Genomic DNA, 26748 nt, shown 5'->3' with positions numbered 1-26748 from the left:
CACTATGAGCATTGCTGCTACTTTAAATGCAATGCTTATAGTGCCAGCGGGAAAAATCACGATTCTGTGATCGGCTTAAAGCCATAGCGATTTTTCAGTATCAGCATAAGGCTGGTGAGCACGGCGGGAACGGCGAGCAATAAAAAAATAGAACTAAACGACCAGCCAAGCGACAGGACTTCCGCACCGACAAAGGCGCTGAGAATGGCGCCAATGCGTCCCACGCCATGCATCCAGCTGGAGCCCGTGGCGCGGGCATGGGTTGGATAATAACTGGCAGAAAGCGCGTTCATTCCGGTATTCGCGCCGTTAAAACAGAAGCCGCTACAGAATGCAATGCCACTCATTATGCCTACCTGAGCAGGTGAAAATCCCAGCGCGATAATTGCTAATCCGCCACAGAAATAGATCGCCGCTAAAGCCAGACAGGCATTGAAACGATCCATCAACCATCCGGCAAACAGCGAACCAATAGTGCCGCCAGCCTGATACATTGCAGTGATGATCGCGGCTTCAGTCACCGACATACCTAATGTACTGACCAGCGATGGCAGCCAGCTGCCAATCAGATAAACCAGAAACAGCCCCATAAAATAGCCGCCCCACAGCATGATACTGCCAAACAAATAGCGCGGGGAAATAACCGTCCTGATGGCCCCGCTTTGTTGAGAAACAGGTTCGATGGCATGAAAATCGGTATCGGGCCGTGTGGTGCCGGGTAACATACGTTCCAGAACGGCATGAATACGTGCCGCGGATGCGCGCCGATTAATCAGAAAGCGCACAGATTCAGGCAGGCCTCGCAGTAAGAAAGGCAACACCATTAAGGGCAAAGCGCCGCCCAGTAACAGTACCGAATGCCAGTCATAACGCGGCAGCAACCACGAAGCCGCAAAACCACCGCTGGCGGCGCCAAAGGTGAAGCCACAAAATACCACGGTAATAATAAAGGCGCGGCGACGTTCAGGAGCGTATTCCGCGACTAACGTCCCCACATTCGGCATGGCGGCGCCTAATCCCAGCCCGGTCAGGAAGCGGAACTGCATCATCTGTTCGATATTTTGTGAAAATGCGGTGGCGATCGTCCAGACACCAAAGAAAAAGACGCTGAGGATAATCATCATTCGGCGACCATAACGATCGGCCAGCGGTCCTGCGATCATGGCGCCTGGCGCCAGTCCAAACAAGGCTGCACTGATTACCATACCTAACTGATGATTAGTTACGTCCCACGCCGTTTTAAGCGTTGGCGCGATAAATCCCATCATGGCGATGTCCATACCATCAAGGGCGACCACAATGAAACACAATGCGATCAGCCTTTTTTGCCAACGGCTTAACGCACATTGGTTGATTAACTGGCGAACATCCACCGCCTCGACGCTGGTCACTGAGAACTCCTCACTTCGCGATCGGGATTAAATATCAGTTTTAGTAAAAAAAACGGCGCTAATAATAGCCGATCGTTAATAATAAGGCGTTCGATTTTTATAGCGTATTGAGAATTATTCAACCTTTTTATGAGTAAGGTATTGATTATCCTGCCGCTCTGAAAACAGCGATGACACTCTCTTCGGTGCATGTTCTTTTCAAATTTCAGTAGGTTATTGCTGATTCCGCTGCGAGCCGCTATTTTGTTAATGTAATTTTGCAGCAAAGTTAACAATTTCCAGCTTTTAAGCTTGCTGGCACGCTGAAATTATCATTAAGTTTGAATAATGAACAAAAACATCATTTTTAATCAGCGCATTCGCTTGCGCCACTTACATACCTTTGTTGCCGTTGCGCAGCAGGGAACGCTGGGCCGGGCGGCAGAAACCCTTAGTCTGAGTCAGCCTGCGCTATCAAAAACACTTAATGAGCTGGAAGAACTTACCGGTGTACGGCTTTTTGAGCGGGGTCGGTTGGGCGCGCAACTCACGACGATGGGTGAGCAATTCCTTATTCACGCCGTAAAAGTTCTGGATGCGCTGAATCACGCCGGCCAGAGTTTTAATGAACCGCTCAGCGATCGTCCTGTTATTATTCGTTTAGGTGCGCTGACAACGGCTGCCATGGGTATGCTGCCACAAATCCTGGATCGCTTTCATCAGTTGCAATCGAACACGACGGTACAGGTTGCGACGCTGCATAATAATGTGTTACTGGCTGGACTAAAAGCGGGCGAATTTGATATTGGCATTGGCCGAATGGCCGATAGCGAAATGATGACCGGTTTAACCTACGAATTACTGTTTCTCGAAACGTTAAAGCTGGTGGTGCGACCCGAACATCCGCTTCTGAGTGACAACGTCACGCTTTCGCGCGCGATGCAGTGGCCAGTCGTGATTTCACCTGAAGGTACAGCACCACGCCGCATCGCTCAGCAGATGCTGGATGAACAAGGCTGCGTGCTGCCGCCTAATTGTGTCGAGACGTCATCAACGTCTCTGGCGCGTCAGCTTGCATTACGTTATGACTATATCTGGTTTGTCCCTTCTGGCGCGATTAAAGAAGATCTGACTCACAATGCCGTTTGCGCCCTGCCGATTAACTCTTCTGGCCCCGGCGAACCGGTGGGGATTATCACCCGGACCGGTAATACGTTGAGTCTGAGCGCTGAAGTTCTGATGGCGACCATCCGCAAATTCCATAATTAACGGCTGCGTTTGGCATGCCGTTCGCGGTTATCCAGACGCGCTTTATCGGTTTTGCGCATACCAACATATAACGCCCCGCTGCCGCCGTGTTGACTCTGGGCCACGCAAAAAGACTGTACATCATCGAACTGTTTCAGCCAGCGAGCTAAATAACTGCGCACGATGTTAGCGTGGGATTCATTGCTACGCCCTTTACCATGGATAATCAGCAAATTACGCAGGCTGTCTTTGCGCGCTTGCTGGATAAAGCTAAACACTGCCTGACGACAGGTTTCAACCGGCTGGCGCAGCAGATTCAGGCTGGCATCCAGGGGATATTCACCTTTGCGCAGTTTGTCCAGTACACCTTGCTGAATGCCATCCGCTTTGTATTCCAGCAAGGTATCCAGCGGCACAATATCCAGATAGCCTCGCGTCAGGAAGTTTTCCTGCTCCGCTTCGGGTTGTCTCTGCCGGGGTGCCTTAGTAGACGGTGATTTTAACCATAAGGTATTGGCCGTATCTTTCAGTGGCGTGACCTCACCCATGGCAGCTCGAAAAATATTGTCGTCATCAAGATTCATGGTTATTCACACCTGTTTTATTGAGGAAATGCAAAACTGGCTCAGTCAGCAATCATAGTAAATAGGCAGTTGCTACGCTAAACGCATTTTTGGCGATAACCAGCAAAAGAAAATTTATGTTTTGGATCAAAAAATGGCAACATTTCGTGACAAAACCGCCATTGCCTGAGCTCTACGGCCCGTGGTTCCTCTGTTTTAGATTTATTAAACCAACCTTATACTTTGTAAGCTTAAAGCTGCCTGCATACATTCCCTTCAGCCTGAAAAATGTTAAAATTACCCCCAGGCAACTATCGTAGAGCTATCATTATGATCCCTGAAAAACGCAGCATTCGACGTATTCAGTCAGGCGGTTGTGCTATTCACTGCCAGGATTGCAGTATCAGCCAGCTATGTATCCCTTTTACGCTTAACGAGCATGAACTGGATCAACTCGACAATATTATTGAGCGTAAAAAACCCATCCAAAAAGGTCAAACACTCTTCAAAGCGGGTGATGATTTGAAATCGCTTTACGCCATCCGCTCCGGCACCCTAAAAAGCTATACCATCACTGAACAAGGTGACGAACAGATCACCGGTTTTCATCTGGCGGGTGATTTAGTGGGATTTGATGCCATCATGGGCGGTAATCATCCCAGCTTTGCGCAGGCATTAGAAACGGCAATGGTATGCGAAATTCCTTTCGAAACGCTGGACGATCTTTCCGGTAAAATGCCCGCCCTACGTCAGCAGATGATGCGTCTGATGAGCGGCGAAATTAAAGGCGATCAGGATATGATCCTGCTGCTATCGAAAAAGAATGCAGAAGAGCGTTTAGCGGCGTTTGTCTGGAATCTCTCGCGTCGCTTTGGTCAACGCGGTTTTTCACAGCGCGAATTCCGCCTCACTATGACACGCGGAGACATCGGTAATTATCTCGGCCTGACCGTTGAAACGATTAGTCGTTTATTAGGACGCTTCCAAAAAAGCGGCATGCTGGCGGTTAAAGGAAAATATATTACTATTGAAAACCATTCGTTACTGGCTGAACTCGCAGGACAGAGTCATCAGGCAGCTTAATAAATTTGCCGGTTCGTTAAATGTTATTTAATTGATCCGGCAACAACTTTTTCTCTTTTTCCCCGCATGAACATAGGCTATCTTTGATCCAATCGCTTTGGTTTATGGAGAGTGCCCTTATGTCCCGCTACCAAAATATTCTGGTCGCCATTGATGCACAACAAGACGATCAACCGGCATTACGCCGGGCGGTTTATCTTAATCAACTCATCGGCGGCAAAATCAAAGCCTTTTTGCCTATTTATGATTTTTCGTATGAGATGACTACCCTGCTTTCGCCTGATGAACGCTCTTCAATGCGTCAGGGTGTTATTAGCCAACGAACTGAATGGATTCGTGAACAGGCGCATGCTTATCTTGAGGCGGGCGTTGAAATTGAGATTAAGGTTATCTGGCACAACCGACCTTATGAAGCCATTATTCAGGAAGTCTTGAGCCACAATCATGATTTAGTCCTGAAAATGGCGCATCAACATGATCGCCTCGAAGCGGTGATTTTTACGCCTACCGACTGGCATCTGTTGCGCAAATGTCCTTGTCCGGTGTGGATGGTGAAAGATCAGCCCTGGCCGGAAGGCGGCAAAGCCGTTGTTGCGGTTAACCTCGCCAGCGAAGAGCCGCATCATGATGGATTGAATCAGAAACTGATTCGCGAAACGGTGAAGCTTGCCGAAATGGTTAACCACACCGAAGTACATCTGGTCGGTGCTTATCCCATCACGCCGATCAATATCGCCATCGAACTGCCTGACTTTGATCCCAGCGTATATAACGACGCCATTCGCGGCCAGCATTTAGTAGCAATGAAAGCCTTGCGTCAAAAGTTCTCGATTAGTGAAGAGTTCACACACGTTGCGAGGGGATTGCCTGAAGAGGTGATTCCCGATTTAGCCGGGCATTTAGACGCAGGTGTCGTGGTTTTAGGCACCATTGGACGTACCGGTTTATCGGCGGCTTTCCTTGGTAATACCGCTGAACAGGTTATCGATCATTTACGCTGTGATTTACTGGCGATTAAGCCGGATGATTTTAAATCACCGATTAATTTGGATGACGAAGAGGATCAGGACGATTAATCGTCATTAGAATTGAAAAAAGGGCGGCTTATTTAGCCGCCCTTTTTACTACAGGTTACTACAGTGCTTTTAAAATACCTTCGACGCTGGCTTTGGCATCGCCAAATAACATCTGTGTATTGTCCTTAAAGAACAGCGGATTCTGCACGCCGGCGTAACCGGTATTCATTGAACGCTTAAATACAATCACGTTCTGCGCTTTCCACACTTCCAGCACGGGCATCCCGGCAATAGGACTGTGCGGATCTTCCAGCGCCGCTGGGTTCACCGTGTCGTTAGCACCAATCACCAGTACAGTATCGGTATCGCTGAAGTCGTCATTGATTTCATCCATCTCCAGCACGACATCGTAGGGCACTTTGGCTTCAGCCAACAGTACGTTCATATGTCCTGGCAAACGCCCCGCTACCGGATGGATGCCGAAACGGACGTTAATACCGCGAGCACGCAACTTATCGGTGATTTCAGCAACCGGATACTGCGCTTGCGCCACAGCCATTCCATAGCCTGGCGTGATAATCACCGAAGAGGACGCTTTCAGCACTTCAGCCGTTTCTTCAGCGGTGATTTCACGATGCTCCCCGACTTCTTCGCTTGTGCTATCGATGCGGGTATCCGTACCAAATCCACCCGCGATAACGCTAATAAAGGAGCGGTTCATCGCCTTACACATAATGTAGGACAGAATGGCACCCGAAGAACCGACTAACGCGCCGGTGACGATCAGCAAGTCATTGCTCAGCATAAAACCCGCTGCCGCTGCCGCCCACCCCGAATAGGAGTTCAGCATGGAAACCACCACAGGCATATCCGCGCCGCCAATTGACGCCACCAGATGCCAGCCGAAAGCCAGTGCAATCACTATCATCACTAACAGCGCAAATACCTGCGCGCCGGTGCTGTCGGTATTAACAAACCACAGCAGTAACAGGAACGAAACGATCAGCGCTAGCAGGTTCAGCTTGTGGCGATGCGGTAGCATCAGCGGGCGCGATGAAATCTTGCCACACAGCTTGCCAAACGCCACCAGTGAACCCGTAAACGTTACGGCACCAATGAAGATCCCGATAAAAACTTCGCTCAGGTGGATGTTTTCCATCACATCCGGCAGGCCAGGCGCATGGTCGATATAGCTGTTGATGCCAACTAACACTGCGGCTAAACCAACGAAGCTGTGCAGAATGGCGACCAGCTCGGGCATTTCGGTCATTTCGACCTTTTTTGCCAGACGTATACCAATCGCGCCGCCTATCACCATCGCTAACAGTATCCAGGCCACATTACCGCTGTCTGGACCAAAGATAGTGGCGATCAGCGCGATCGCCATCCCGCTGATACCAAAGGTATTACCCTGCTTAGACGTCTCGTGTTTTGAGAGGCCAGCCAGGCTACAAATAAACAGAATTGCGGCAACAATGTATGCTGCAGTGACTAATCCGCCAGACATGTGTTACCCCTTACGAAACATTTTCAGCATGCGTTGGGTGACCGTAAAGCCACCAAAAATATTGATGCTGGCGATCAGCACCGCAATAAAGGAAATAAACGTGACCCATCCGCCGTGGCCCATTTGCAGTACCGCGCCGATCACGATGATGCCTGAGATGGCGTTGGTTACCGACATCAGCGGCGTATGCAGTGCATGGCTCACGTTCCATACCACGTAATACCCCACCACGCAGGACAGCGCAAAAACCGTGAAGTGCGACAGGAATTCGCCCGGCGCTACGTTTGCCAGACAAGCAAACAGCACAATCGCCAGGGCAATCAGCAGGTATTTACGCAGCGGTGATGTCGGTTTAGCGTCAGTTTTTTGCACCGGCTCAACGGTAGCTGCCGCTTTCGGTGTGGCAGACACCTGAATCGGCGGAGCTGGCCAGGTGATTTCGCCATCACGAATCACAGTCACACCGCGCACCACAACGTCGTCGAAATCGACAGCAATGTCGCCGTTCTTTTCTCTGCACAGTAATTTAATCAGATTGACCAGATTAGTACCGTATAGCTGTGAAGATTGTGTTGGCAGACGGCTTGGCAGATCGGTATAACCGATAATCTTTACGCCATTCGGCGTTACGGTGACCTGGTCGGCGACAGTTAAAGCACAGTTTCCCCCGGTCTGGGCCGCCAGATCGACGATAACACTGCCCGGTTTCATGCTGGCCACCATCTCTTCGGTGATCAGCTTTGGTGCGGTTTTCCCTGGGATCAGAGCGGTGGTGACAATAATGTCAACCTCTTTAGCCTGATTCGCGAACAATGCCATTTCGGCTTTGATGAAGGCTTCCGACATCACTTTGGCGTAGCCGTCGCCGCTACCTGCTTCCTCTTCAAAATCCAGCTCAAGGAACTCGGCGCCCATGCTCTGCACTTGCTCTTTTACTTCTGGCCGGGTGTCAAAGGCTCGCACAATTGCGCCCAGACTACCTGCTGCTCCAATTGCCGCCAGCCCTGCCACACCTGCGCCAATCACCATAACTTTAGCCGGGGGGACTTTACCCGCTGCCGTAATTTGCCCGGTAAAAAAACGACCAAATTCATGGGCAGCTTCTACAATTGCGCGATAACCCGCAATATTCGCCATTGAGCTCAGCGCATCAAGGGACTGAGCGCGCGAGATACGCGGCACCGAATCCATTGCCATCACGGTAACATTGCGTGCAGCCAGTTTTTCCAGTAGTGCAGGATTTTGTGCTGGCCAGATAAAACTCACCAGAGTGCTGCCTTCACGTATCAGCGAGATCTCCTCATCGTCTGGTGCGTTCACTTTCAAAACGATAGCGGATTGCCAAACCTGCTGGCGGTCAGCAAGTGTCGCGCCTGCGGCAACGTAGCTTTCATCTTCAAAGCTTGCGCGTTTACCGGCGTCATGCTCAATGGTCACGCTAAAACCCAGCTTAATCAGTTGTTCAACCGTTTTTGGCGTAGCAGCTACGCGCGATTCGTTTAACAACCGTTCTTTGGGAATTCCAATTAACATAATGTTCCCTTTCATCGGTTAAAGGATGATGGCCTGTTAGCTACACAACAACACAACGCCTGAAACACTGTTTCAGGCGCTTATGAATGAAATGTACTTGTTTCGAAGTGTTTATAACCTACTGAAAATATGACGAGTGATCTATAGCGATAATACATCCTTATGACATTCACATTATTATTCAGTATCACAGAATAAATTCCGCCTTTTATCACTGGCATCCGTCCGTTAAATAAAATTATCGACTATGAAAAATCGTATCATGGCGCACATCACTTCGATAAAAACCTTTATTTAACAATACATTAACTGTTATAACATTAAGCCTTACCACTAATAGTGGTTATCCCAATGAAACACAGCCATAACAGCAAGGCGTGACGATTGAATGAAAAAGCGATAGCGGTTAACGAGATATGTCGCAAAAAATGGCTGCGACAGCCTGTTTATAACATGTAATAATCAGCGGCTAATCTGTTATACATCAAGAGTCCAGCACGTTTTCGTACTCATTTTTGCGTAAGGCGAAGGATCATTTTTATGAAGCTGAAGAACACTATTCTGGCGTCCACCTTGTTATCGCTGTTAGCAGCCAATGCATTTGCTGCACAGGAACTCACGCCGGAAAAAGCGGCCGCGTTGAAGCCATTCGAACGTATTAATATCACCGGCCGTTTCAACGCGATTGGCGATGCTGCCGACGCGGTGTCAAAGCGCGCAGATGAGTCAGGCGCTGCCTACTACTACATTCAGGGTATCAATGACAGCAACGGCAACAGCGGCAACTGGCGCGTCACCGCCGATCTGTACAAAACGAATGCAGCTGAAAAGAAAGACAAAAAAACCTATCGCAGCTTTAATGGTGTGAAAGAGCTGCCAAAGGCGGAAGCCTATTTACTGGAGCCGTTCGATACCGTCTCAGCCAGTGGTTTTTTCGCCAGTCAGCCAGATGTCAATGACGCCATTTCCAGAGCCGCGAAAGCTAAAGGCGCAGCCTCTTTCTTTATTATTCGTCAGATCGATGCCAACAACGGCGGCAACCAATACATCACTGCCTATGTTTATAAAGCGGATGCCAAAGAACGTAAGGTACAAAGTCCGAACCTGATTCCGGCTGATTCTCAGTCAGGTAAAACTGCTCTGGCAGCGGGTGGCGCAGCAGCGAAAAAAGTAGAAATTCCGGGCGTCGCATCGTCTGAAACACCAAGCCGCAGCGTGGGACGTTTCTTTGAAACGCAAAGCTCTACCGGAAAACGTTACACCGTAACGACGCCAGATGGGAAATCCATTCAGGAAGTGAATGCGATTACCGCAGCGCAAATGCAGCCATTTGATACCGTAACCTTCACTGGTCATTTCGGTTCACCAACCGAAGTGTCTGAAGAAGTGGCGAAGCGCGCAGCTGATAAAGGTGCCAAATATTACCACGTCACACGCCAATGGCAGAATCAGAGCGGCGGTAATTTAACCGTCACCGCGGACCTCTTTAAGTAATCATCGCCGGGCGGTGCCAGCCGCCCTGCTGTTTGCATAATTCCTGCCCAATTTTGCATAAACACGCGTTGCCATCTCTTCCTGTACTCCGTAAAATCTGCCGCCTGCTTTTCAGGGGATTTTATCGTCTTTCCCATCTGAGCTACGATATAAATTTAAGGTTCGCCGTTTTACCCAGTTACTTATGCTAGCAGGAAGGATGTTTTGGAGAAAAAATTAGGTCTTGGCGCCCTGACAGCGCTGGTGCTCAGTTCCATGCTGGGCGCAGGCGTTTTCAGCCTGCCACAGAATATGGCAGCCGTAGCCGGCCCAGCCGCGTTACTCATTGGCTGGCTAATTACCGGGGTTGGCATTATTTTTCTTGCGCTGGCCATGCTGATGCTGACGCGTCTTAAACCTGAATTAGATGGCGGCATCTTTACCTACGCACGCGCCGGTTTTGGCGAACTGATGGGGTTCTGCTCAGCATGGGGATATTGGTTGTGTGCGGTGATCGCCAACGTTTCTTATCTGGTGATTGTATTTTCCGCGCTGAGCTTTTTTACTGACACGCCGGATCGTATCGTTTTTGGCGACGGTAACACCTGGCAGGCTATGCTGGGCGCGTCAGTGCTCCTGTGGCTGGTACATAGTTTAGTGCTTCGTGGGGTGCAAACCGCGGCAGCTATCAATCTGCTGGCAACACTGGGTAAATTAGTTCCACTCTTGCTGTTCATCATCCTGGCCGTAATGGCGTTCAGTTATGACCGCTTTCACTTCGACTTTTCGGGCGTCACGCTCGGACAACCGCTGTGGGAGCAAATTAAGCAGACCATGCTAATTACTTTGTGGGTCTTTATTGGCGTTGAAGGCGCAGTAGTGGTTTCTGCACGGGCGCGAAATAAAAAAGATGTCGGGCGCGCCACCTTACTGGCTGTGTTAGCTGCACTGCTGGTTTACCTGCTGGTGACATTATTGTCGTTAGGTATCGTACCGCGCGCTGAGCTGGCAGAAATGCGTAATCCTTCCATGGCGGGTTTAATGACGCATTTGATTGGTTACGGAGGGGATGCGGTTATTGCGCTGGGACTGATTGTCTCCGTCTGCGGCGCCTATCTGAGCTGGACGATAATGGCAGCGGAAATCCCTTTTATTGCTGCACAGCAAGGGGCTTTCCCCCGCAGTATCGCTCGTCAGAATCCGCGAAATGCGCCTGCTGCTTCACTTTGGCTGACGAATGGCAGCGTTCAGATTTGCCTGATCGCTATCGCTCTGACGCATGCCGATTACAATACGCTGTTAAATATTGCGTCCGAAATGATTCTGGTGCCCTATTTACTGGTGGGTTTATATCTCATCAAGGTTGTGCGCGGTCAGCAACAGCCGCTGGCGTTAGCCATCGGTATCGGTGCCAGCCTATATGGTATCTGGCTGCTTTATGCGTCTGGTCCAATGCACCTGCTAATGTCGGTGGTGCTCTATGCGCCAGGTATGCTGTTATTTTTATTTGCGCGCCGTGGCGGCCGTAGCAATATTGCGCTTACGTCACTTGAACGCGTGGCAATGGGATTAATTATTGCAGCAACACTGCCTGCAACGTGGCGATTAATGGCCTAATGAGACTGGCCGGGAATGGAGACGCACAGCAGGTCACCCTGCTGTGACAACGTCAGAGGTTTACGGTATTCCTGCTGGATTGCATCCAGTTGCTGGCCAGAGAGCGGATAAGGCAGCTGAATATCAAAGCGGCTGATATGTTGCTGTTCAGCCAGCGTGATCAGGCGAGCAATGTTAATCTCGTCACTCACCTGCGTTGAAATGATTTGTAATGCTAATTCTTTTAGATGCTCATCGCTGGCCTGTAAACTGTGCGCAGATTTGCGTGTTACCATGCCAAAAATCGGTAATACGCCATAAATGGCATCAACGAGACTCCAGCGTTTTTTACAAGATGCGGAAAGGAAATCGGTGTAATTGAAGCAGATGCGGTCACAGTGTATGGCTGAAGCCAGCTCTTTATCAGACACACTCACGCTCCTCATGTTTATCGTTGCGGTTCCGAAGCTTGCGCGAAAAAACGCAGAGCTAATGATGCCACATCATGCTGGCTCTATACCAGTAACATAAGGATATTTCGTGCGGTAGCGCGGAACTTAATAGCGGGAAAAGTTATGCTGCGGCCCGTACTTACATGCCTTTGCCCATTATGAACAAAATCGTTTACGTTGAAGATGAGCCTGAAGTTGGCTCACTGATTGCCGCTTATTTGGGGCGTCATGATATAGATGTGATTGTTGAGACGCGCGGCGATCGCGCTGAGGCAACCATTGCTCAGGCACAGCCCGATCTGGTGATGCTGGATATTATGTTGCCCGGTAAAGACGGCATGACGATCTGCCGTGATTTGCGCGCCAACTGGCAAGGCCCGATTGTGTTACTGACGTCGCTTGACAGCGATATGAACCATATTCTGTCTCTTGAGATGGGCGCACAAGATTATATTCTGAAAACTACTCCTCCTGCGGTGTTGCTGGCCCGGTTACGCCTTCATTTGCGCCAGTCACAACAAGGCCAGACGGGTGAATCCCCCATCAGCAATACGCCGCATAAAATGCTGCGTTTTGGCTCTTTAACGATTGATGCCCTCAATCGTCAGGTCACCCTGTTTGATGAGCAAATCGCCCTCTCTACCGCAGATTTTGAGCTGTTATGGTTTCTGGCCAGCCACGCCGGACAGATCCTTAATCGTGATGCGCTGCTCAAGACCTTACGTGGTGTAAGTTATGATGGGTTAGATCGCAGTATTGACGTGGCTATTTCGCGCCTGCGCAAAAAGCTGCACGACAGCGCGACCGAACCGTTCCGCATCAAAACGATTCGTAACAAAGGGTATCTTTTTGCTCCACAGGCGTGGGATACACGCGCTGTATGAGAAAACTTTTTATTCAGTTCTATTTGCTGCTGTTTGTCTGCTTTCTGGTAATGACGCTGCTGGTGGGTCTGGTTTATAAATTCACGGCTGAACGTGCCGGGCGACAATCAATGAATGATTTGATGGCCAGCTCGCTGTATTTGATCCGCAGCGAGCTACGTGAAATCCCCCCGCGCAACTGGAACAAAACCATTAAAAGCCTTGATCTCGGCTTGTCATTTGATCTGCACATTGAACCGCTGAATAAATATCAGCTGGACGAAAACGATATGCGGCGCCTGCGCGCCGGTGAAATCGTCGCGCTTGACGATCAGTACACGTTCTTACAACACATCTCGCGTAGCCATTATGTGTTATCGGTTGGGCCGATTCCTTATCTGTTTTATCTGCACCAGATGCGCCTGCTGGACATTGCCCTGCTGGTTTTTATCGGCATGTCGCTGGCGCTGCCGGTATTTATCTGGATGCGCCCGCACTGGAAGGAGATGCAGCGATTAGAAAAGGCAGCCCAGCGTTTCGGACGCGGCGAGTTGAATGTCCGCACCCATTTTGACAGCGCCTCAAGCCTGTTTCGTTTGGGCATTGCGTTTAACCAGATGGCGGACAATATCAATACGCTGGTCGCCAGTAAAAAGCAGCTGATTGATGGCATCGCTCATGAACTTCGCACTCCGCTGGTACGGCTGCGCTACCGGCTGGAGATGAGTGATAACCTGACGGAGGCTGAATCAGCCGCGTTGAACCGTGATATTGGGCAGCTCGAAAGCCTGATTGAAGAACTGCTCACCTATGCCCGACTCGATCGCCCACGCGTCGATTTAAACCTAAAATCCCTCGATTTGGCGAACTGGCTGCGGGAGCGTCTGGACGATTTCCGCACCATCAATCCACAAACCCAAATCGATCTCGACCTGCCGCAGCGTGAAAATCATGGCATTTCCGATACCCGATTAATGGAGCGCGTGTTAGACAACCTGATAAACAATGCCCTGCGCTATGCTCAGCAACGCCTGCGCATCAGCTTATGGTTTGACGGTTCATTAGGCTTTCTACAGGTTGAAGATGACGGGCCGGGTATTCCCCCTGAAGAGCGTGAGCGGGTGTTCGAACCTTTTGTCCGCCTGGATCCAAGCCGCGATCGCGCTACCGGTGGCTGTGGGCTGGGTCTGGCCATTGTGTATTCCATTGCCCAGGCGCTTAACGGTAATGTGACTATTGAGAGTAGCCCGCTCGGCGGTGCCAGCGTTCGCTTTTGCTGGCCGGTTGATCTACCCTTGCGGGAAATTCCGCTGCGTTAAAACTTTGACAAGGAGCATGACGTGTCCTCAGCGTATCAACAACTTAGCGCTACTTTTCAGCGCCTTTCCCGTTTCGGCCATCTTACCGCCATCGCCGGATGCGATATGCAAACCACCATGCCACCGGGCGGTAGTCGTGCACGCGGTGAAGCGCTGGCGGAAATGAGCGTACTGCAACATGAGATCCTGACCGACAAACGTGTTGGCGATCTGATTCAGGCGGCTGAACAGCAAACACTGAACGATGTTGAGCGCGCTAACCTGCACGAAATGCGTCGCGCTTATCAGCAAGCGACCTTGCTACCCGCCTCCTTAGTTGAAGCCAAATCGATTGCCGGTTCACGTTGCGAACACGCCTGGCGTCAGCAACGTCCGGCTAACGACTGGCAAGGATTTTCCGTCAATCTGAAAGAAGTTGTGCGTTTAAGTCGTGAAGAAGCGCAACTGCGTGCGGAGGCGAATGGCAGCTCGCGTTATGACGCGTTGCTGGATATTTTCGAACCCGGCATGACCAGTGCCAAACTCGACAGCACCTTCGGTGAGTTAAAAACCTGGCTGCCGGAGCTGCTTCAGCAGGTAGTAGAAAAACAGGCGCAACAGACGGTTATCCACCCGCGCGGCCCCTTCCCGATTCATACTCAGCGCGAGCTTGGATTGCACATTATGAAAGCGTTGGGGTTCGACTTTAATCACGGTCGCCTTGACGTCAGCGTCCATCCGTTCTGCGGCGGCGTGCCGGAAGATGTGCGTATCACCACGCGTTATAACGAAAATGAGTTTCTTAGTGCCATGATGGGCGTGATTCATGAAACCGGACATGCGCGATACGAGCAGAATTTACCCCAGCAGTGGCGCGGCCAGCCTGTGGCGCTGGCACGCTCAACGGCTGTTCATGAATCGCAAAGCCTGTTTATGGAAATGCAGTTAGGACGCAGCCGTGAATTTTTGCACTACCTTTTGCCGCACATAAAAATTCTGATGGGCGATCAGCCCGCCTTGCAGGCTGACAATTTTGTTCGTCTGACTCAGCAGGTAAAGCCAGGTTATATCCGTGTCGATGCCGATGAGCTCAGCTATCCCGCGCACATCGTGCTGCGTTACGAGATCGAGCGGGCGCTAATTGAAGGCGAGATTGAAGTTGACGATATTCCAGCCTTGTGGGGTGAAAAAATGCAGCAGTCGCTCGGCATTGATACGCGCGGCAATTATCGTGACGGCTGTATGCAGGATATTCACTGGACCGACGGCGCATTTGGCTATTTTCCAACGTATACACTCGGCGCGATGTATGCGGCGCAGCTATTCCAGGCGGTGAAAAAAGCCATTCCACAGATGAGCGAATGCATTAAGGATGGCGAATTGCAGCCCGTATTTGACTGGCTACAACAAAATATTTGGCAGCATGGCAGCCGTTTCTCTACCGGGCAATTACTGCTGAACGCCACTGGCGAAGCATTGAACCCCGCCTGTTTCCGTCAGCATCTTGAGCAGCGTTACTTAAACAGTTAAGTTTTTGGCGGCTCAGGAGCCGCCATTTCTCCTGCTTCGTACAATCCGTTACACGCCGATACCAAACACCCACGGAAACCTTTCCTCGCTTTACATAGAGTCTTATCACCGGCCCCGCAGTGGGCTACTCATGAAAAAATAGTCCGAGGAATTTGCAATGAAAAAATTATTTGCGCTGGTGATCGCCGCTGCTATGGGTCTGTCCTCTGTTGCTTTCGCGGCTGAAACTACCGCTGCACCTGCTCCTACTGCTGCAACGACCACCGCTGCGCCAGCAAAAACCGCACACAAAACCGCGCACAAGAAACACAAAAAAGCGGCCGCTCAGAAAGCACAGGCAGCTAAAAAAGTTCACCACAAGAAAGCGGTGAAAAAAGCAGCACCACAGAAAGCGCAGGCAGCTAAGAAAGTTCACCACAAGAAAGTAGTAAAACCAGCTGCTAAGAAATAAGCCTTAGCCCTGAAGATTCGACGATTAAAAACACCCGGTCCTGCCGGGTGTTTCTTTACTGGAGTAGCTGAAATGGTGCATCGCTATCGCTTCGAAATTATTCTGATTGTGATGATCCTGTGCGGCATAGTCGCAGCCTGCTTTTTTATCTGGTCGTTGTAGTGTGCTGATAATCCCAATAAAACTCCCTTTTTTACCGCTCACCGACTATAGTTATCGCTCAAGCGTGATGACAACATCCCCTACTTATTCTCGCCACTGAGAGAACTATGCGCCTGGCTATTTTGTTACTTATTGGATTATTCAGTTTTAACACCGTTGTGCATGCCGATGATGACGATGACGCGCCCAATCCTGACGAAATCAAGACGCTGTTTTTTGGTAAAGATCACCGCAAAGCGATCGGCGATATTATGGATTCCCCCTGGGATGCCACCGGTCAGCTTGAGACCGAAAGCGGCAACTTATGCACCGCGACGCTCATTTCGCCCCATCTGGCGTTAACCGCCGGACACTGCTTATTAACGCCTCCGGGCAATTTTGATAAACCCGTGGCGCTGCGTTTTATGGCCAGCGATAAAGGCTGGCGTTATGAAATCCACGATATTGATGCACGCGTTGAGCCTTCTCTTGCAACCCATCTGAAAGCGGACGGCGAAGGCTGGATCGTGCCGAGCAGCGCGGCTCCCCTTGATTATGGCCTGGTGATTTTACGTAACCCCCCTTCCGCCATCACACCGATTCCCCTTTTTGCCGGTTCGCGTAGCGATCTGACCACGGCGTTAAAAGAGGCAGGCCGTAAGGTGACGCAGGCAGGCTACCCTGAAGATCATCTGGATACGCTCTATTCGCACAGCGATTGTGTGATCACCGGCTGGGCGCAACGGGCGGTATTGTCGCATCAGTGCGATACGCTGCCGGGCGATAGCGGCTCCCCGTTGCTGCTGAACAGTGATAAAGGCTGGCAGTTAATTGCCGTGCAAAGTTCAGCGCCAGCGGCGAAGGATCGCTATCTGGCGGATAACCGGGCAATTGCGGTGACATCGTTTCGCGATAAGCTAGAAGCCCTGGCGCAGTAAAACGTAAAGCCTGACTGGAGTATTCCGTCAGAGAGGCTGAGTTATTGCGTAAAGACGGCCTGAATCTCACTGGCATCCAGGGCGTCTGTTTACCCGTCTCATCCGCGAGGCGTTTCCGAAGCGCAAAGCGCCTGCGTTACTGATGGCGCTAGCGATCCACAGGCAGGCGGGCTTTCTGGCGAGCGAACCTTCCCGTATTTACTCCGTTAAGCAACCTGCTCCATCGCCTGTAAAATTCGTTTATCGGAAATCGGATAGGGTGTACCAAGCTGCTGAGCGAAGTAGCTGATCCGCAATTCCTCAATCATCCAGCGAATATTCACGACTTCTTCATCATCCTGACGCAGCGGTGGCAATTTATTGCGCCACGCCTGATAAGCCTGCTCAACCGCCTGGACTTTCAACATACGCGCACGATCGCTATGGGGATCGACCGGCAGTTTCTCCAGCCGACGCTCAATACCGTGCAGATAACGCAACGTATCGGCCAGCCGTTTCCAGCCGTTGCCGGTCACGAAACCGCGATAAACCAATCCGTTCATCTGCATCTTAATATCCGATAACGCCAACGCCAGCGTCATATCTACGCGTCCTTTCAGGCGCTTATTGATATTAAATACGGCGGTCAGGATCTGCTCGACCTGTCTGGCGATGGCGACCACCGTTTCATTCAGCTCGCCACGCACTTTTTCATGCAGCTTCTCGAAATTATCCTGCTGCCAGGCAGGCCCGCCCGCTTCTGCCATCAGCTTGTCGATGCCACAGGCGATGCAGTCATCAATCAGCTCCAGTACTTTACCGTAGGGATTGAAGTACAGGCCCAGCTTAGCTTTATTGGGCAGCTTCTCATGGAGATATTTCACGGGCGACGGAATATTGAGCAACAGCAGGCGACGCTGCCCGCGCCACATCATCTTTTGTTGTTCCTGCTCACTGTCGAACAGGCGAATCGCTACGCTGTCTTTTTCATCAACCAGTGCCGGCCAGGCTTTTACCTGATAGCTGCCGCGTTTCTGCTCATAGCTGCGCGGTAGATCGCCAAAACTCCAGATATGTAGATCGCTCTGCTCAAGGCCGTCGTCAGCCACTTTTGACAATGTTTCCTGCACCTTACCTTTCAGCAGCGCCTTCAGCGCGGTCAAATCTTTGCCTTCCTGTAACTTACGATTGTGCTCATCCACTACGCGAAACGTCATTTTAAGATGATCGGGCACCTGATCCCATTGCCAGTTTTCGCGCTCCAGGGTTACGCCCGTCATGCGTCGAAACTCACGCGCTAACGCTTCCAGCAGAGGCAGTTCCATGGCAGTTACGCGTCCTAAAAAGGCTTCGGCATAATTGGGGGCAGGCACCAGATTACGGCGCAATGGCTTCGGCAGCGATTTAATGAGAGCGATAATTAATTCACGCCGCACGCCGGGAATCTGCCACTCAAAGCCCTGATCCTCGACTTGATTCAACAGCGGAAGCGGAATATGTACTGTTACGCCATCCGCATCCGCGCCAGGCTCAAACTGATAACTCAGTTTCAGTTTAAGGTTGCCCTGCTGCCAGAAATTCGGATAGTCAAGCTGGCTGACTTTATTCGCGCCCTCTTTAATCAGCATCTGCTTATCAAAGTTGAGCAACTCAGCGTTATCGCGGCTGGCCTGCTTCCACCAGCTATCAAAATGTTTCGCCGACACCACATCTTTGCCGATACGCTGATCGTAAAACGCAAATAGCGTTTCATCATCAACCAGGATGTCACGACGGCGTGATTTATGTTCCAGATCTTCGACTTCGCTACGCAGCTTTTGATTGTTGCGGAAAAAGGCGTGGCGCGTCTGCCAGTCGCCTTCCACCAGCGCATGACGAATAAACAGCTCACGGCTCAATGTCGGATCGATGCGGCCGTAATTAACCTTACGCGCGGCCACAATCGGCAAACCATAAAGCGTCACTTTTTCACTTGCCATCACCGCACCTTGCGATTTCTCCCAGTGCGGCTCGCTGTAGCTGCGCTTAATCAAATGCTGCGCCAGCGGCTCGATCCATTCAGGATCAATGCGGGCGGCGATGCGTCCCCATAACCGGCTGGTTTCCACCAGTTCAGCGACCATCGTCCATTTAGGCGGCTTTTTGAATAACCCTGAGCCCGGAAAAATGGCGAAGCGCGCATTGCGTGCCCCAGTGAATTCTTGCTTTTCAGCATCTTTTTGACCGATATGCGACAGCAAGCCAGTGAGCAAAGCGCAATGGATTTCGCGAAATCCAGCGGGTTCGCTGTTAACCGGAATGCCGAGTTCACGTACCACCTGACGCAGCTGGATATAAATATCCTGCCACTCGCGCACGCGCAGATAGTTAAGGAAGTCACTCTTGCACTGGCGACGGAACAGATTGCCTGACAACGCTTTTTGTTGCTCGCTCAGGTAATTCCACAGATTAACAAAAGCAAGAAAGTCTGACTCTTTATCCGCAAAGCGGCGATGTTTCTCATCCGACGCCTGCTTTTTCTCGGCTGGCCGTTCACGGGGATCCTGAATCGACAAACCGGCGGTGATAATCATGACTTCCCGCACGCAGCCATATTTTTGTGCTTCAAGCACCATGCGAGCCAGCCTTGGATCAACAGGGAGCTGCGCCAGCTGGCGACCTGAGCCGGTCAGTTTGTAGTGTCCGTTTTCGTCGTTCAGCGTCAGGGCGCCCAGTTCTTCCAGCAGCCGCACGCCATCCTGGATATTACGTTTGTCCGGCGCTTCAACAAACGGAAACGCAGCAATATCGCCCAATCCCAGCGCGGTCATTTGCAAAATAACCGAGGCCAGATTGGTACGCAGGATCTCAGGATCGGTAAACGCCGGGCGGCTGAGAAAATCATCCTCAGAATAGAGGCGAATGCAGATCCCTTCTGATACGCGCCCACAACGCCCTTTTCGCTGATTAGCAGAGGCTTGTGAAATCGGTTCGATGGGCAAGCGTTGCACTTTGGTGCGGAAGCTATAGCGGCTTATACGTGCGGTGCCGGGATCGATGACATATTTGATCCCCGGTACGGTAAGCGAGGTTTCCGCTACGTTAGTTGCCAGCACAATGCGGCGCCCGCTGTGTGGCTGAAATACCCGGTTTTGTTCCGCATTCGACAGGCGTGCATATAACGGCAAAATCTCAGTATGCGGCAGGTCGCGCTTCATCAGCGCGTCGGCGGTATCACGAATTTCACGCTCACCGCTCATGAAAATCAGAATATCGCCCCGGCTTTCATGACCAAGCTCATCGACTGCATCAAAAATGGCTTGTAGCTGGTCGCGATCGCCGTCATCGGCCTCTTCCACGATCGGACGATAACGCACTTCCACCGGATACGTGCGACCTGAAACTTCAATGACCGGCGCGTTGTTAAAATGGCGTGAAAAACGCTGCGGATCGATGGTTGCCGACGTAATAATGATTTTCAGATCGGGACGACGCGGCAGCAACTCTCGCAAATAGCCGAGCAGAAAATCAATGTTCAGGCTGCGCTCGTGCGCTTCATCGATGATAAGCGTGTCGTATTGCAACAACAGGCGATCCTGCTGGATTTCTGCCAGCAAAATACCATCAGTCATCAGCTTCACCTGCGTCGTTTCGCTGACCTGATCGTTAAAACGCACCTTGTAACCAACGCATCCACCGAGAGAGGTTTCCAGTTCATCGGCAATGCGATTCGCCACCGTGCGGGCCGCCAGGCGGCGCGGCTGAGTATGGCCTATCAGCCCTTTCACGCCGCGCCCCAGCGTTAAGCAAATTTTCGGCAGCTGGGTCGTTTTACCTGAACCGGTTTCGCCCGCCACTATCACCACCTGATGGTCGCGAATTGCGTCGGCAATCTCCTGCTGCTTTTGACTAACCGGTAAATTCGCCGGGAAAGTGATTTTGGGCGTAGCGGCGATACGCTGCGCCACTCGCTGTTCGGCAGCGGCGAAATCCTGTTCGAGCTCTGCTGCAATGTCTTGCTGCGCCGCAGGATTTTTAATTTTTTTTGCACCGTGCAGGCAGCGTTGCAAGCGCTGACGATCGCGCAGCATCAAAGTATCAAGCCGCGCCCAGAGCGGTGCAAGTGGAGAAGAAACCGGTGATGACATAGTAATGACGTACCTTACTCAGGCGGTATCGCTGTGAAATACAGCGCCCCAGAGGCTGGGTTAACCCGCTGATTGAATAAATAATTGTGCGCATAATAGCATATTTCAATGCCTGCCGGCACCGCACGGCCGTTTGGCTTGTTCAATAAATTCGAACATCGCTCTCGAAATATTGCGCTTTCACCCTACGGCTGTTAACCGTAGAGTGTAAATCATTGAGCGGGAAGCCTTCCGCGTTACAGACAGGAAAATACCATGAGCAAAGTTTTAGTTCTGAAATCCAGCATCCTTGCCGGTTACTCACAATCAAGCCAACTGGCTGACTACTACGTTGATCAGGCAAAAGCTAATGGAGACGAAGTGACCCTTCGTGACCTGGCCGCAAACCCAATTCCGGTGTTGGATGGCGAACTGGTGGGTGCGCTGCGCCCTTCTGACGCGCCATTAAGCCCACGTCAGCAAGAAGCGCTGGCACTGTCTGATGCGCTGATTGCTGAGCTGCAAGCGCATGATGTGATCGTGATTGCTGCGCCAATGTACAACTTCAACATTCCAACGCAGCTGAAAAATTACTTCGATCTGATTGCTCGCGCTGGCGTGACCTTCCGTTACACCGAAGCGGGTCCAGAAGGTCTGGTGAAAGGTAAACGTGCCGTGATCCTGTCAAGCCGTGGCGGCATTCACAAAGACACCGCATCCGATCTGCTGACCCCCTATGTGAAGCTGTTCCTGGGCTTCATTGGTATCAGCGATGTGAATTTCGTCTTTGCTGAAGGCATCGCTTACGGCCCAGAAGTGGCGACCAAAGCCACTGACGATGCTAAAAATGCCATCAAACAAATCGTTGCCGCTTAATCATTTTTGATGCCGTTGTATGTTGCCGGGTTTAATACCCGGCTTTTTTATGCTTTCTATTTTTGACCGCCTTCCTCAACGTGAAATGTTGTGAGTCAGCCGGCTATTTTTGTCGCCACTGACCGTTAATACCGCGCACATATTCGCCTGCGGCTGCACGGCTTACCAGTTTTTGACCGGCGATGCTGGCAACGTCTGAAGTCGTGAGAGCGTTCTGCTGCGCCAGCCGCTGATACTGCGTACGGCGTCCTTCGTTAATATGTTTCACTAAAGCCTGGGTTTCATTGTCCTGCTGGCGGGCGGCGACATAACCCGAAAGCGTCTCGCCCACACGACCTTGCTGACGCGCTTCATCCAGCGTTAACGCCCATGCGGGCTGGGCAATCATCCACATCAGAAGCAGCGCCGCGCTCATGCGTTTCATGCTGTCTCTCCTCAAAACAGATCGCTCTGGTTTTTCAATAACGCTTCCACGTCTTTATCCACTTTGATGTGAATTTCATGCTCAATTTTCACATTCATATTGATAGTGATTGGCTCTTTTGGCGCGGCGACTTCTATGCGTGGTACGCAGCCGATCAGCGGCAGACCGGCTGCCAAAATCAGTAATGCCCTCAGGCTCATGGATGGTGATCCTTCTTCACTGGCAAGGTGGCGTTCTGCTCCACCCAGGATTGCAAATTATCGCCAAAGCGCAAACTGCGCCAGAGCTGGAACAGGTTTTCCTGATGACGATAGTTGAGATTGACGGTTTGATTACGATTGCTGAAGCGGCTGACGCCTTGCACCTGTGCCTTCATGGTGAGCGCGCCCAGGGTATCCAGATTAAGGGTGGCCCATGAACGTGAAATCTCCATGTAGCGCAACCAGTCCAGCGCTGCGCCGGTCGCCACATTGTTATGGGTTATCGCATCGGACATGTCTTTGTCCATGCGAAATGTCAGCGGCCCGCTATTGGCTATCCAGCCATCTTCAACCAGCCAGCGCTGATTATTCAGCCACAGCGGTAATTCACCGTTAATCTTGCCGGACATCGCAAACTGCCTGGGCTTAATGGCGGTAATCAGCTTGCTTAAGCTAATATCACGCAGCGAAACGCGTGCCGCTTCATGTTGTGGCATACGCAACGACGGCAACGTGATTTGCCCGCCAAGCACATCGAGACTGACATCCTGCAAGGTTAAAGGATGTGATTCAGACCACGGCCAGGCACCCTGTAAATCGGCCCGAATGTTTTGCAGCGCAAACTGGTTTTTCACCTCGGCAATACGCAGAGAAACCGGGCCGCGTACGCCAAGCTGCCAGCGTTGGTTCTTCAGGCGGAAGGGCAGCGAAAAATCGACACCGTTGATTTGGCTGTCTGGCGTCCAGACGCTGCCCTGTTTTACTGTCCAGTGACCGCCTGCTTCAAAACCTTGTCCTGGCGCGGCGGAAAAAGCCACCTGTGCGCGCAGTTCGCCGGACTGAATTTTCATCTTCAGATCCTGGCTTAATAACGGCTGAAAAACAGTCAGTGATTGCGAGGGCCACCACGCTTCGCCGCGCAGGCGCTCGCCATCCCAACGGCCATGGACGCGCAATGGGCCAATAGCCTCCGCTTTTAGCTGTCCACGCCAGACGAAATCACTGGGGTCGCGCCCTTTGGCTTCAAATTCCAGCTCAGAATCTGGTAGCCAGCCACCGTAGCTGAATTGGGTTTGGCCGGACTTCATCTGAAAACCGCCGTTAAAGGAGGGGTGTTGCGGATCGCGCTGCCAGTTAACCGGCGCCGTTAACGTTAAACGGGGTTTACTGGCCTGTACCATCGCGTATTTCAGCTGGTTAAAGCCGGTTGATAAGGTATCAAGATGAATTAACGTTCCCTGCCAGCCGCCGGTTCCCGTGACATCCCACCGGGCGTTAAGCGGCACCATCTCACCCGTTCCCCAGTAATGCCAGTTCCATTCTCCTTTGTCAGGCCAGAAATTATTCGCCCGACCATCCAGGTGCAGCGTGAAGCGGCCAAAGCTGGGATCGTGCGCCTTTAGAATCGCTTGCAGACGCCCGTCAATGCCCTGCGAAGAGAGACGCACGCCCGCCAGCGGCCAGCGCGCTTCATCCACTTCCAGGGTCGATAATAAACGACCACGCGAACGCAACAGTGCGCCAGGTTTCAGCGTGAGGAGTGGATCGAGAACCGGGCCGTTGAGCTCTCCAGGTAGAGTGCCATACAACTGTATCGCCGCCAGCTTGCTTTCACCGGTGAGCTGAAACGGCAGCTGACTTTGCGTTAGGCTGAGCTTGCCCGGACCGATGTTCAAAACTACGTTGCCTTTGCCGCCGCGCCCCTGGGTCAGAAGATTGAAGCGGCCTGTTATACGCGTCCCTTCCAGCCCGGATCGCCAGTTATCCAGCGTTAGATTGATAAAACCTGACAGCGGCTGGGTATCCAGCGGCCAGTAATACTGGCCCTTTTCAATGTGGATTTGATCTGCGCTGGCCTGCCACGGCAAATTCAGCAACGGCTGCGGGATGCCTTGCATCGCGACGCTCAATAAACCTTGCTGCTGCTGCCAGTTCAGCGTGACATCAAGCGCCCCAGGCAGCGCGCCGAGCGCCAGTTTACCTTCGACCTTACCGTTCACCGGTAGCCCGTCAGCGAATTCAGGCAATTCAAGCTGCCCCTTTAGCGTGACGGGTTCGGTAAGCGCCGCATTTTTCAGTGTCAGGCTGTTGATATGCAGTTGCTGGCCTTGTAAGACCGCATCAAGTTGCAGGATGTCGCCCTGAAAATGGAGCTGTTGCTGGTTGCTTTCCAGTTTCAAATCCAGTCGTCCGGCATAGGTTTGCCATGGCGCAACCACGAATTTATCGACATGAATAGTGGCGCCAGGCAGCATCGCTTGCCACTCGGCCAGACTTTTCGGTGCTGTGGGTTGATCTCCACTCGCGGGTAACTTTTGCAGGCAGTCAGTGTTCAGCGCAGCCTGACCGACGTTAAGCTGCCAGCGCGACGGATGCCAACCCAGGGACGCCGCATCCACTGAAGCTAAGACACAATCGTCCGCCAGATAACGAATATGGGGAAACCACAGGCCGCCGTTGCGCCAGCGGGGGCTGCCTTCCAGCTCAACACGCGTATCGGGTGGCAGCCAGATACCGACCAGTCGCGGCAGCCATTGCGTGAGGGTCAGCAATAAGCCCAGCACCAGCAGAATCAGCGCCAGAATCGCAGCAAGTCGTCGGCGGAAAATCCGTGGCATGACAACAATAATCCTTTTCCTTACAGGAATCTGACAAAGATGATGGCATGTTATGCGCGGAAGGTGAAGGTTTGCTGAACAGACAATGAAGGTGATTCAGCAAAGTGCGGCAGAAAACGTTATTCTTTGGACATCCCCGTATGCAGGAGCAAGACGATGAAAATCGCGGTTTACAGCACCAAACACTATGACCAAAAATATCTTGAGCAGGTGAACCAGGCGTATGGCTATGAGCTGGTGTTTTTCGACTTTTTGCTGACGGAAACGACCGCTAAAAATGCCGTGGGATGCGATGCCGTCTGTATTTTCGTTAACGATGACGGTAGTCGCCCGGTTCTGGAAGAGTTAGCGGCGCTGGGTGTGAAGCATATTGCGCTACGCTGTGCTGGGTTTAATAACGTCGATTTAGCCGCAGCGAAGGCGTTAAATCTCAACGTGGTACGCGTACCGGCCTACTCGCCGGAAGCGGTGGCAGAACACACTATCGGCCTGATGATGACGCTCAATCGCCGTATTCATCGTGCCTATCAGCGCACGCGTGATGCTAATTTTTCACTGGATGGCTTAACCGGTTTTAATATGCATAACAAAACCGCTGGCGTGATTGGCACCGGTAAAATCGGCGTTGCTACCATGCGTATTTTGAAAGGGTTTGGCATGCGTTTACTGGCGTTTGATCCTTTCCCGAGCCCGCAGGCTTTAGCGCTGGGCGCAGAATATGTCGATCTTCATACTCTGTTTGCCGAATCAGATGTGATTACGCTGCATTGTCCCTTGACGCCAGAGAATCACCACCTGCTTAACGCCGGCGCATTCAGCCAGATGAAAGATGGCGTGATGATCGTGAATACCAGCCGTGGGGGATTAATTGATTCTCAGGCTGCGATTGACGCACTGAAACAGCAAAAAATCGGTTCGCTGGGCATGGATGTTTATGAAAACGAGCGCGATTTGTTCTTTGAGGACAAATCAAATGACGTCATTCAGGATGATGTTTTCCGTCGTTTATCGGCCTGTCATAACGTCCTGTTTACCGGACACCAGGCATTTTTGACGGCAGAAGCGTTAACGGCTATTTCAGCCACCACGCTAAGTAATCTCAGGCAGCTCGGTAAGGGCGAGACCTGCCCTAACCAGGTGTCAGCGTAAAGGCGCGCAGGCCGGTAAAATCCGGCCTTCAGCACGGTTTAGCGCGCGCAGCGGCCGCCAATCAGCGCCTGTTCATCACAGCGACGGCCATTAACCAGCTGACACATGCCAATGCGCGAACCATCTAACTGATGTGAAAATGCCAACGTACCGCCAGCATTAGCGCAGTTACTTTCTGCTAAAGAAGACATAACAACGTGCGGTTGGATATGGGCGGCGGTAGCCTGTTGTGGTGGTTCATTGACATCGCCGTGGCTGCTACAGGCGGATAGCAACAAAGCGGCACCGGCCAGCAGAAAGGTGGCTGCTTTCATCAGTCGGACTCCGGGGTTGA

General features: G+C 51.6%; 22 protein-coding genes and 1 pseudogene. 13 read left to right on the top strand and 10 right to left on the bottom strand.

Going from position 1 to position 26748, the window contains the following annotated elements; genetic code table 11:
• Nucleotides 1-56: 56 nt before the first annotated feature.
• On the bottom strand, nucleotides 57-1391 hold the full coding sequence (locus QRY16_RS01305; RefSeq protein WP_289775363.1) for an MFS transporter: 1335 nt from the start codon (nucleotides 1389-1391) through the stop codon (nucleotides 57-59).
• Between the two features lie 327 nt (nucleotides 1392-1718).
• Here QRY16_RS01305 and QRY16_RS01300 point away from each other — a divergent pair, with 327 nt between their 5' ends.
• Nucleotides 1719-2639 carry a LysR substrate-binding domain-containing protein gene (locus QRY16_RS01300; RefSeq protein WP_289775362.1) on the top strand — a complete coding sequence of 307 codons (921 nt, stop codon included), beginning with the start codon at nucleotides 1719-1721 and terminating at the stop codon, nucleotides 2637-2639.
• On the opposite strand, the gene smrA is transcribed toward QRY16_RS01300, so the two are convergent.
• Nucleotides 2636-3202, bottom strand: coding sequence for a DNA endonuclease SmrA (gene smrA, locus QRY16_RS01295; protein WP_289775361.1), 567 nt, complete (start codon nucleotides 3200-3202; stop codon nucleotides 2636-2638). The genes QRY16_RS01300 and smrA overlap by 4 nt on opposite strands.
• 309 nt (nucleotides 3203-3511) lie before the next feature.
• On the opposite strand from smrA, the gene QRY16_RS01290 reads away from it, so the two are divergent.
• On the top strand, nucleotides 3512-4264 hold the full coding sequence (locus tag QRY16_RS01290) for a fumarate/nitrate reduction transcriptional regulator Fnr (RefSeq protein WP_289775423.1): 753 nt from the start codon (nucleotides 3512-3514) through the stop codon (nucleotides 4262-4264).
• Between the two features lie 119 nt (nucleotides 4265-4383).
• Entirely contained in the window at nucleotides 4384-5340 is a 957-nt protein-coding gene (gene uspE, locus QRY16_RS01285) for a universal stress protein UspE (protein WP_289775360.1), read from the top strand.
• 58 nt (nucleotides 5341-5398) lie between these two features.
• Here uspE and pntB read toward each other — a convergent pair whose 3' ends face one another.
• Complete coding sequence (pntB, locus tag QRY16_RS01280) at nucleotides 5399-6787, bottom strand: Re/Si-specific NAD(P)(+) transhydrogenase subunit beta (protein WP_193404205.1); 1389 nt, start codon at nucleotides 6785-6787, stop codon at nucleotides 5399-5401.
• A 3-nt stretch (nucleotides 6788-6790) separates the two neighbouring features.
• On the bottom strand, nucleotides 6791-8320 hold the full coding sequence (gene pntA, locus QRY16_RS01275; protein WP_289775359.1) for a Re/Si-specific NAD(P)(+) transhydrogenase subunit alpha: 1530 nt from the start codon (nucleotides 8318-8320) through the stop codon (nucleotides 6791-6793).
• A gap of 540 nt (nucleotides 8321-8860) precedes the next feature.
• Between pntA and ydgH the strand changes: the two genes are divergently transcribed.
• On the top strand, nucleotides 8861-9814 hold the full coding sequence (gene ydgH, locus QRY16_RS01270; RefSeq protein ID WP_289775358.1) for a DUF1471 family protein YdgH: 954 nt from the start codon (nucleotides 8861-8863) through the stop codon (nucleotides 9812-9814).
• Between the two features lie 204 nt (nucleotides 9815-10018).
• Nucleotides 10019-11410, top strand: coding sequence for an amino acid permease (locus QRY16_RS01265; RefSeq protein ID WP_289775357.1), 1392 nt, complete (start codon nucleotides 10019-10021; stop codon nucleotides 11408-11410).
• Here the strand turns inward: QRY16_RS01265 and QRY16_RS01260 are convergent.
• The gene (locus tag QRY16_RS01260) at nucleotides 11407-11820 is read right to left on the bottom strand and encodes a hypothetical protein (protein WP_289775356.1); all 414 of its coding nucleotides are present in this window, start codon (nucleotides 11818-11820) and stop codon (nucleotides 11407-11409) included. The two genes, QRY16_RS01265 and QRY16_RS01260, sit on opposite strands and share 4 nt — an antisense overlap.
• Nucleotides 11821-11999: 179 nt before the next feature.
• On the opposite strand from QRY16_RS01260, the gene rstA reads away from it, so the two are divergent.
• From rstA to QRY16_RS01235, 6 genes and pseudogenes are all read left to right on the top strand, one after another.
• Nucleotides 12000-12725 carry a two-component system response regulator RstA gene (gene rstA, locus QRY16_RS01255; RefSeq protein WP_193404210.1) on the top strand — a complete coding sequence of 242 codons (726 nt, stop codon included), beginning with the start codon at nucleotides 12000-12002 and terminating at the stop codon, nucleotides 12723-12725.
• Complete coding sequence (gene rstB, locus QRY16_RS01250) at nucleotides 12722-14023, top strand: two-component system sensor histidine kinase RstB (protein ID WP_289775355.1); 1302 nt, start codon at nucleotides 12722-12724, stop codon at nucleotides 14021-14023. The genes rstA and rstB overlap by 4 nt, the downstream gene beginning before the upstream one ends.
• A 21-nt stretch (nucleotides 14024-14044) precedes the next feature.
• Nucleotides 14045-15532 carry a carboxypeptidase M32 gene (locus tag QRY16_RS01245; RefSeq protein ID WP_289775354.1) on the top strand — a complete coding sequence of 496 codons (1488 nt, stop codon included), beginning with the start codon at nucleotides 14045-14047 and terminating at the stop codon, nucleotides 15530-15532.
• Nucleotides 15533-15689: 157 nt separating this feature from the next.
• Nucleotides 15690-15980: pseudogene (asr, locus tag QRY16_RS01240) on the top strand (acid resistance repetitive basic protein Asr); the annotation flags it as partial.
• Between the two features lie 75 nt (nucleotides 15981-16055).
• A complete protein-coding gene (gene ydgU / locus QRY16_RS22310; protein ID WP_476738965.1) occupies nucleotides 16056-16145 on the top strand; it encodes a small membrane protein YdgU in 90 nt (29 codons plus the stop codon).
• A 107-nt stretch (nucleotides 16146-16252) separates the two neighbouring features.
• Nucleotides 16253-17062, top strand: coding sequence for a trypsin-like serine peptidase (locus QRY16_RS01235; RefSeq protein ID WP_289775353.1), 810 nt, complete (start codon nucleotides 16253-16255; stop codon nucleotides 17060-17062).
• A gap of 206 nt (nucleotides 17063-17268) precedes the next feature.
• On the opposite strand, the gene hrpA is transcribed toward QRY16_RS01235, so the two are convergent.
• Nucleotides 17269-21168, bottom strand: coding sequence for an ATP-dependent RNA helicase HrpA (gene hrpA / locus QRY16_RS01230; RefSeq protein ID WP_289775352.1), 3900 nt, complete (start codon nucleotides 21166-21168; stop codon nucleotides 17269-17271).
• Between the two features lie 255 nt (nucleotides 21169-21423).
• Between hrpA and azoR the strand changes: the two genes are divergently transcribed.
• Nucleotides 21424-22023: an FMN-dependent NADH-azoreductase gene (gene azoR, locus QRY16_RS01225; protein WP_289775351.1), complete on the top strand. Its 600-nt coding sequence runs from the start codon at nucleotides 21424-21426 to the stop codon at nucleotides 22021-22023.
• A gap of 103 nt (nucleotides 22024-22126) precedes the next feature.
• Here the strand turns inward: azoR and QRY16_RS01220 are convergent, their stop codons facing one another.
• Genes QRY16_RS01220 through QRY16_RS01210 form a run of 3 tightly spaced genes read right to left on the bottom strand, consistent with a single transcriptional unit; the run spans nucleotide 22127 to nucleotide 25265 of the window.
• The gene (locus QRY16_RS01220) at nucleotides 22127-22447 is read right to left on the bottom strand and encodes a YdbL family probable chaperone protein (RefSeq protein ID WP_289775350.1); all 321 of its coding nucleotides are present in this window, start codon (nucleotides 22445-22447) and stop codon (nucleotides 22127-22129) included.
• An 11-nt stretch (nucleotides 22448-22458) separates the two neighbouring features.
• Nucleotides 22459-22647 (bottom strand): YnbE family lipoprotein, encoded by a 189-nt coding sequence (locus QRY16_RS01215; protein ID WP_193404216.1) that lies wholly within the window; start codon nucleotides 22645-22647, stop codon nucleotides 22459-22461.
• Nucleotides 22644-25265, bottom strand: coding sequence for a YdbH family protein (locus QRY16_RS01210; protein ID WP_289775349.1), 2622 nt, complete (start codon nucleotides 25263-25265; stop codon nucleotides 22644-22646). Before QRY16_RS01210 ends, QRY16_RS01215 begins: the two co-directional genes overlap by 4 nt.
• A gap of 156 nt (nucleotides 25266-25421) precedes the next feature.
• Between QRY16_RS01210 and QRY16_RS01205 the strand changes: the two genes are divergently transcribed.
• Nucleotides 25422-26414 (top strand): 2-hydroxyacid dehydrogenase, encoded by a 993-nt coding sequence (locus QRY16_RS01205; RefSeq protein ID WP_289775348.1) that lies wholly within the window; start codon nucleotides 25422-25424, stop codon nucleotides 26412-26414.
• 38 nt (nucleotides 26415-26452) lie between these two features.
• Here the strand turns inward: QRY16_RS01205 and QRY16_RS01200 are convergent, their stop codons facing one another.
• On the bottom strand, nucleotides 26453-26728 hold the full coding sequence (locus QRY16_RS01200; RefSeq protein WP_289775347.1) for a putative hemolysin: 276 nt from the start codon (nucleotides 26726-26728) through the stop codon (nucleotides 26453-26455).
• Nucleotides 26729-26748 lie beyond the last annotated feature (20 nt).

Origin of the sequence: Mixta mediterraneensis (assembly GCF_030283135.1) — a bacterium.
GTDB classification, from domain to species: Bacteria; Pseudomonadota; Gammaproteobacteria; order Enterobacterales; family Enterobacteriaceae; genus Pantoea; species Pantoea mediterraneensis.
Note: the sequence above shows the minus strand (reverse complement) of the source record. Positions and strands in the feature narration are given on the sequence as shown.

What these genes read in the sequence shown, in the direction of transcription:
- azoR (WP_289775351.1), top strand. Translation starts at nt 21,424, where the DNA reads ATGAGCAAAGTTTTAGTTCTGAAATCCAGCATCCTTGCCGGTTACTCA.
- pntA (WP_289775359.1), bottom strand. Translation starts at nt 8,320, where the DNA reads ATGTTAATTGGAATTCCCAAAGAACGGTTGTTAAACGAATCGCGCGTA.
- rstA (WP_193404210.1), top strand. Translation starts at nt 12,000, where the DNA reads ATGAACAAAATCGTTTACGTTGAAGATGAGCCTGAAGTTGGCTCACTG.
- QRY16_RS01220 (WP_289775350.1), bottom strand. Translation starts at nt 22,447, where the DNA reads ATGAAACGCATGAGCGCGGCGCTGCTTCTGATGTGGATGATTGCCCAG.
- smrA (WP_289775361.1), bottom strand. Translation starts at nt 3,202, where the DNA reads ATGAATCTTGATGACGACAATATTTTTCGAGCTGCCATGGGTGAGGTC.
- QRY16_RS01290 (WP_289775423.1), top strand. Translation starts at nt 3,512, where the DNA reads ATGATCCCTGAAAAACGCAGCATTCGACGTATTCAGTCAGGCGGTTGT.
- QRY16_RS01300 (WP_289775362.1), top strand. Translation starts at nt 1,719, where the DNA reads ATGAACAAAAACATCATTTTTAATCAGCGCATTCGCTTGCGCCACTTA.
- QRY16_RS01205 (WP_289775348.1), top strand. Translation starts at nt 25,422, where the DNA reads ATGAAAATCGCGGTTTACAGCACCAAACACTATGACCAAAAATATCTT.
- hrpA (WP_289775352.1), bottom strand. Translation starts at nt 21,168, where the DNA reads ATGTCATCACCGGTTTCTTCTCCACTTGCACCGCTCTGGGCGCGGCTT.
- rstB (WP_289775355.1), top strand. Translation starts at nt 12,722, where the DNA reads ATGAGAAAACTTTTTATTCAGTTCTATTTGCTGCTGTTTGTCTGCTTT.
- ydgH (WP_289775358.1), top strand. Translation starts at nt 8,861, where the DNA reads ATGAAGCTGAAGAACACTATTCTGGCGTCCACCTTGTTATCGCTGTTA.
- QRY16_RS01200 (WP_289775347.1), bottom strand. Translation starts at nt 26,728, where the DNA reads ATGAAAGCAGCCACCTTTCTGCTGGCCGGTGCCGCTTTGTTGCTATCC.
- ydgU (WP_476738965.1), top strand. Translation starts at nt 16,056, where the DNA reads ATGGTGCATCGCTATCGCTTCGAAATTATTCTGATTGTGATGATCCTG.
- pntB (WP_193404205.1), bottom strand. Translation starts at nt 6,787, where the DNA reads ATGTCTGGCGGATTAGTCACTGCAGCATACATTGTTGCCGCAATTCTG.
- QRY16_RS01215 (WP_193404216.1), bottom strand. Translation starts at nt 22,647, where the DNA reads ATGAGCCTGAGGGCATTACTGATTTTGGCAGCCGGTCTGCCGCTGATC.
- QRY16_RS01235 (WP_289775353.1), top strand. Translation starts at nt 16,253, where the DNA reads ATGCGCCTGGCTATTTTGTTACTTATTGGATTATTCAGTTTTAACACC.
- QRY16_RS01210 (WP_289775349.1), bottom strand. Translation starts at nt 25,265, where the DNA reads ATGCCACGGATTTTCCGCCGACGACTTGCTGCGATTCTGGCGCTGATT.
- uspE (WP_289775360.1), top strand. Translation starts at nt 4,384, where the DNA reads ATGTCCCGCTACCAAAATATTCTGGTCGCCATTGATGCACAACAAGAC.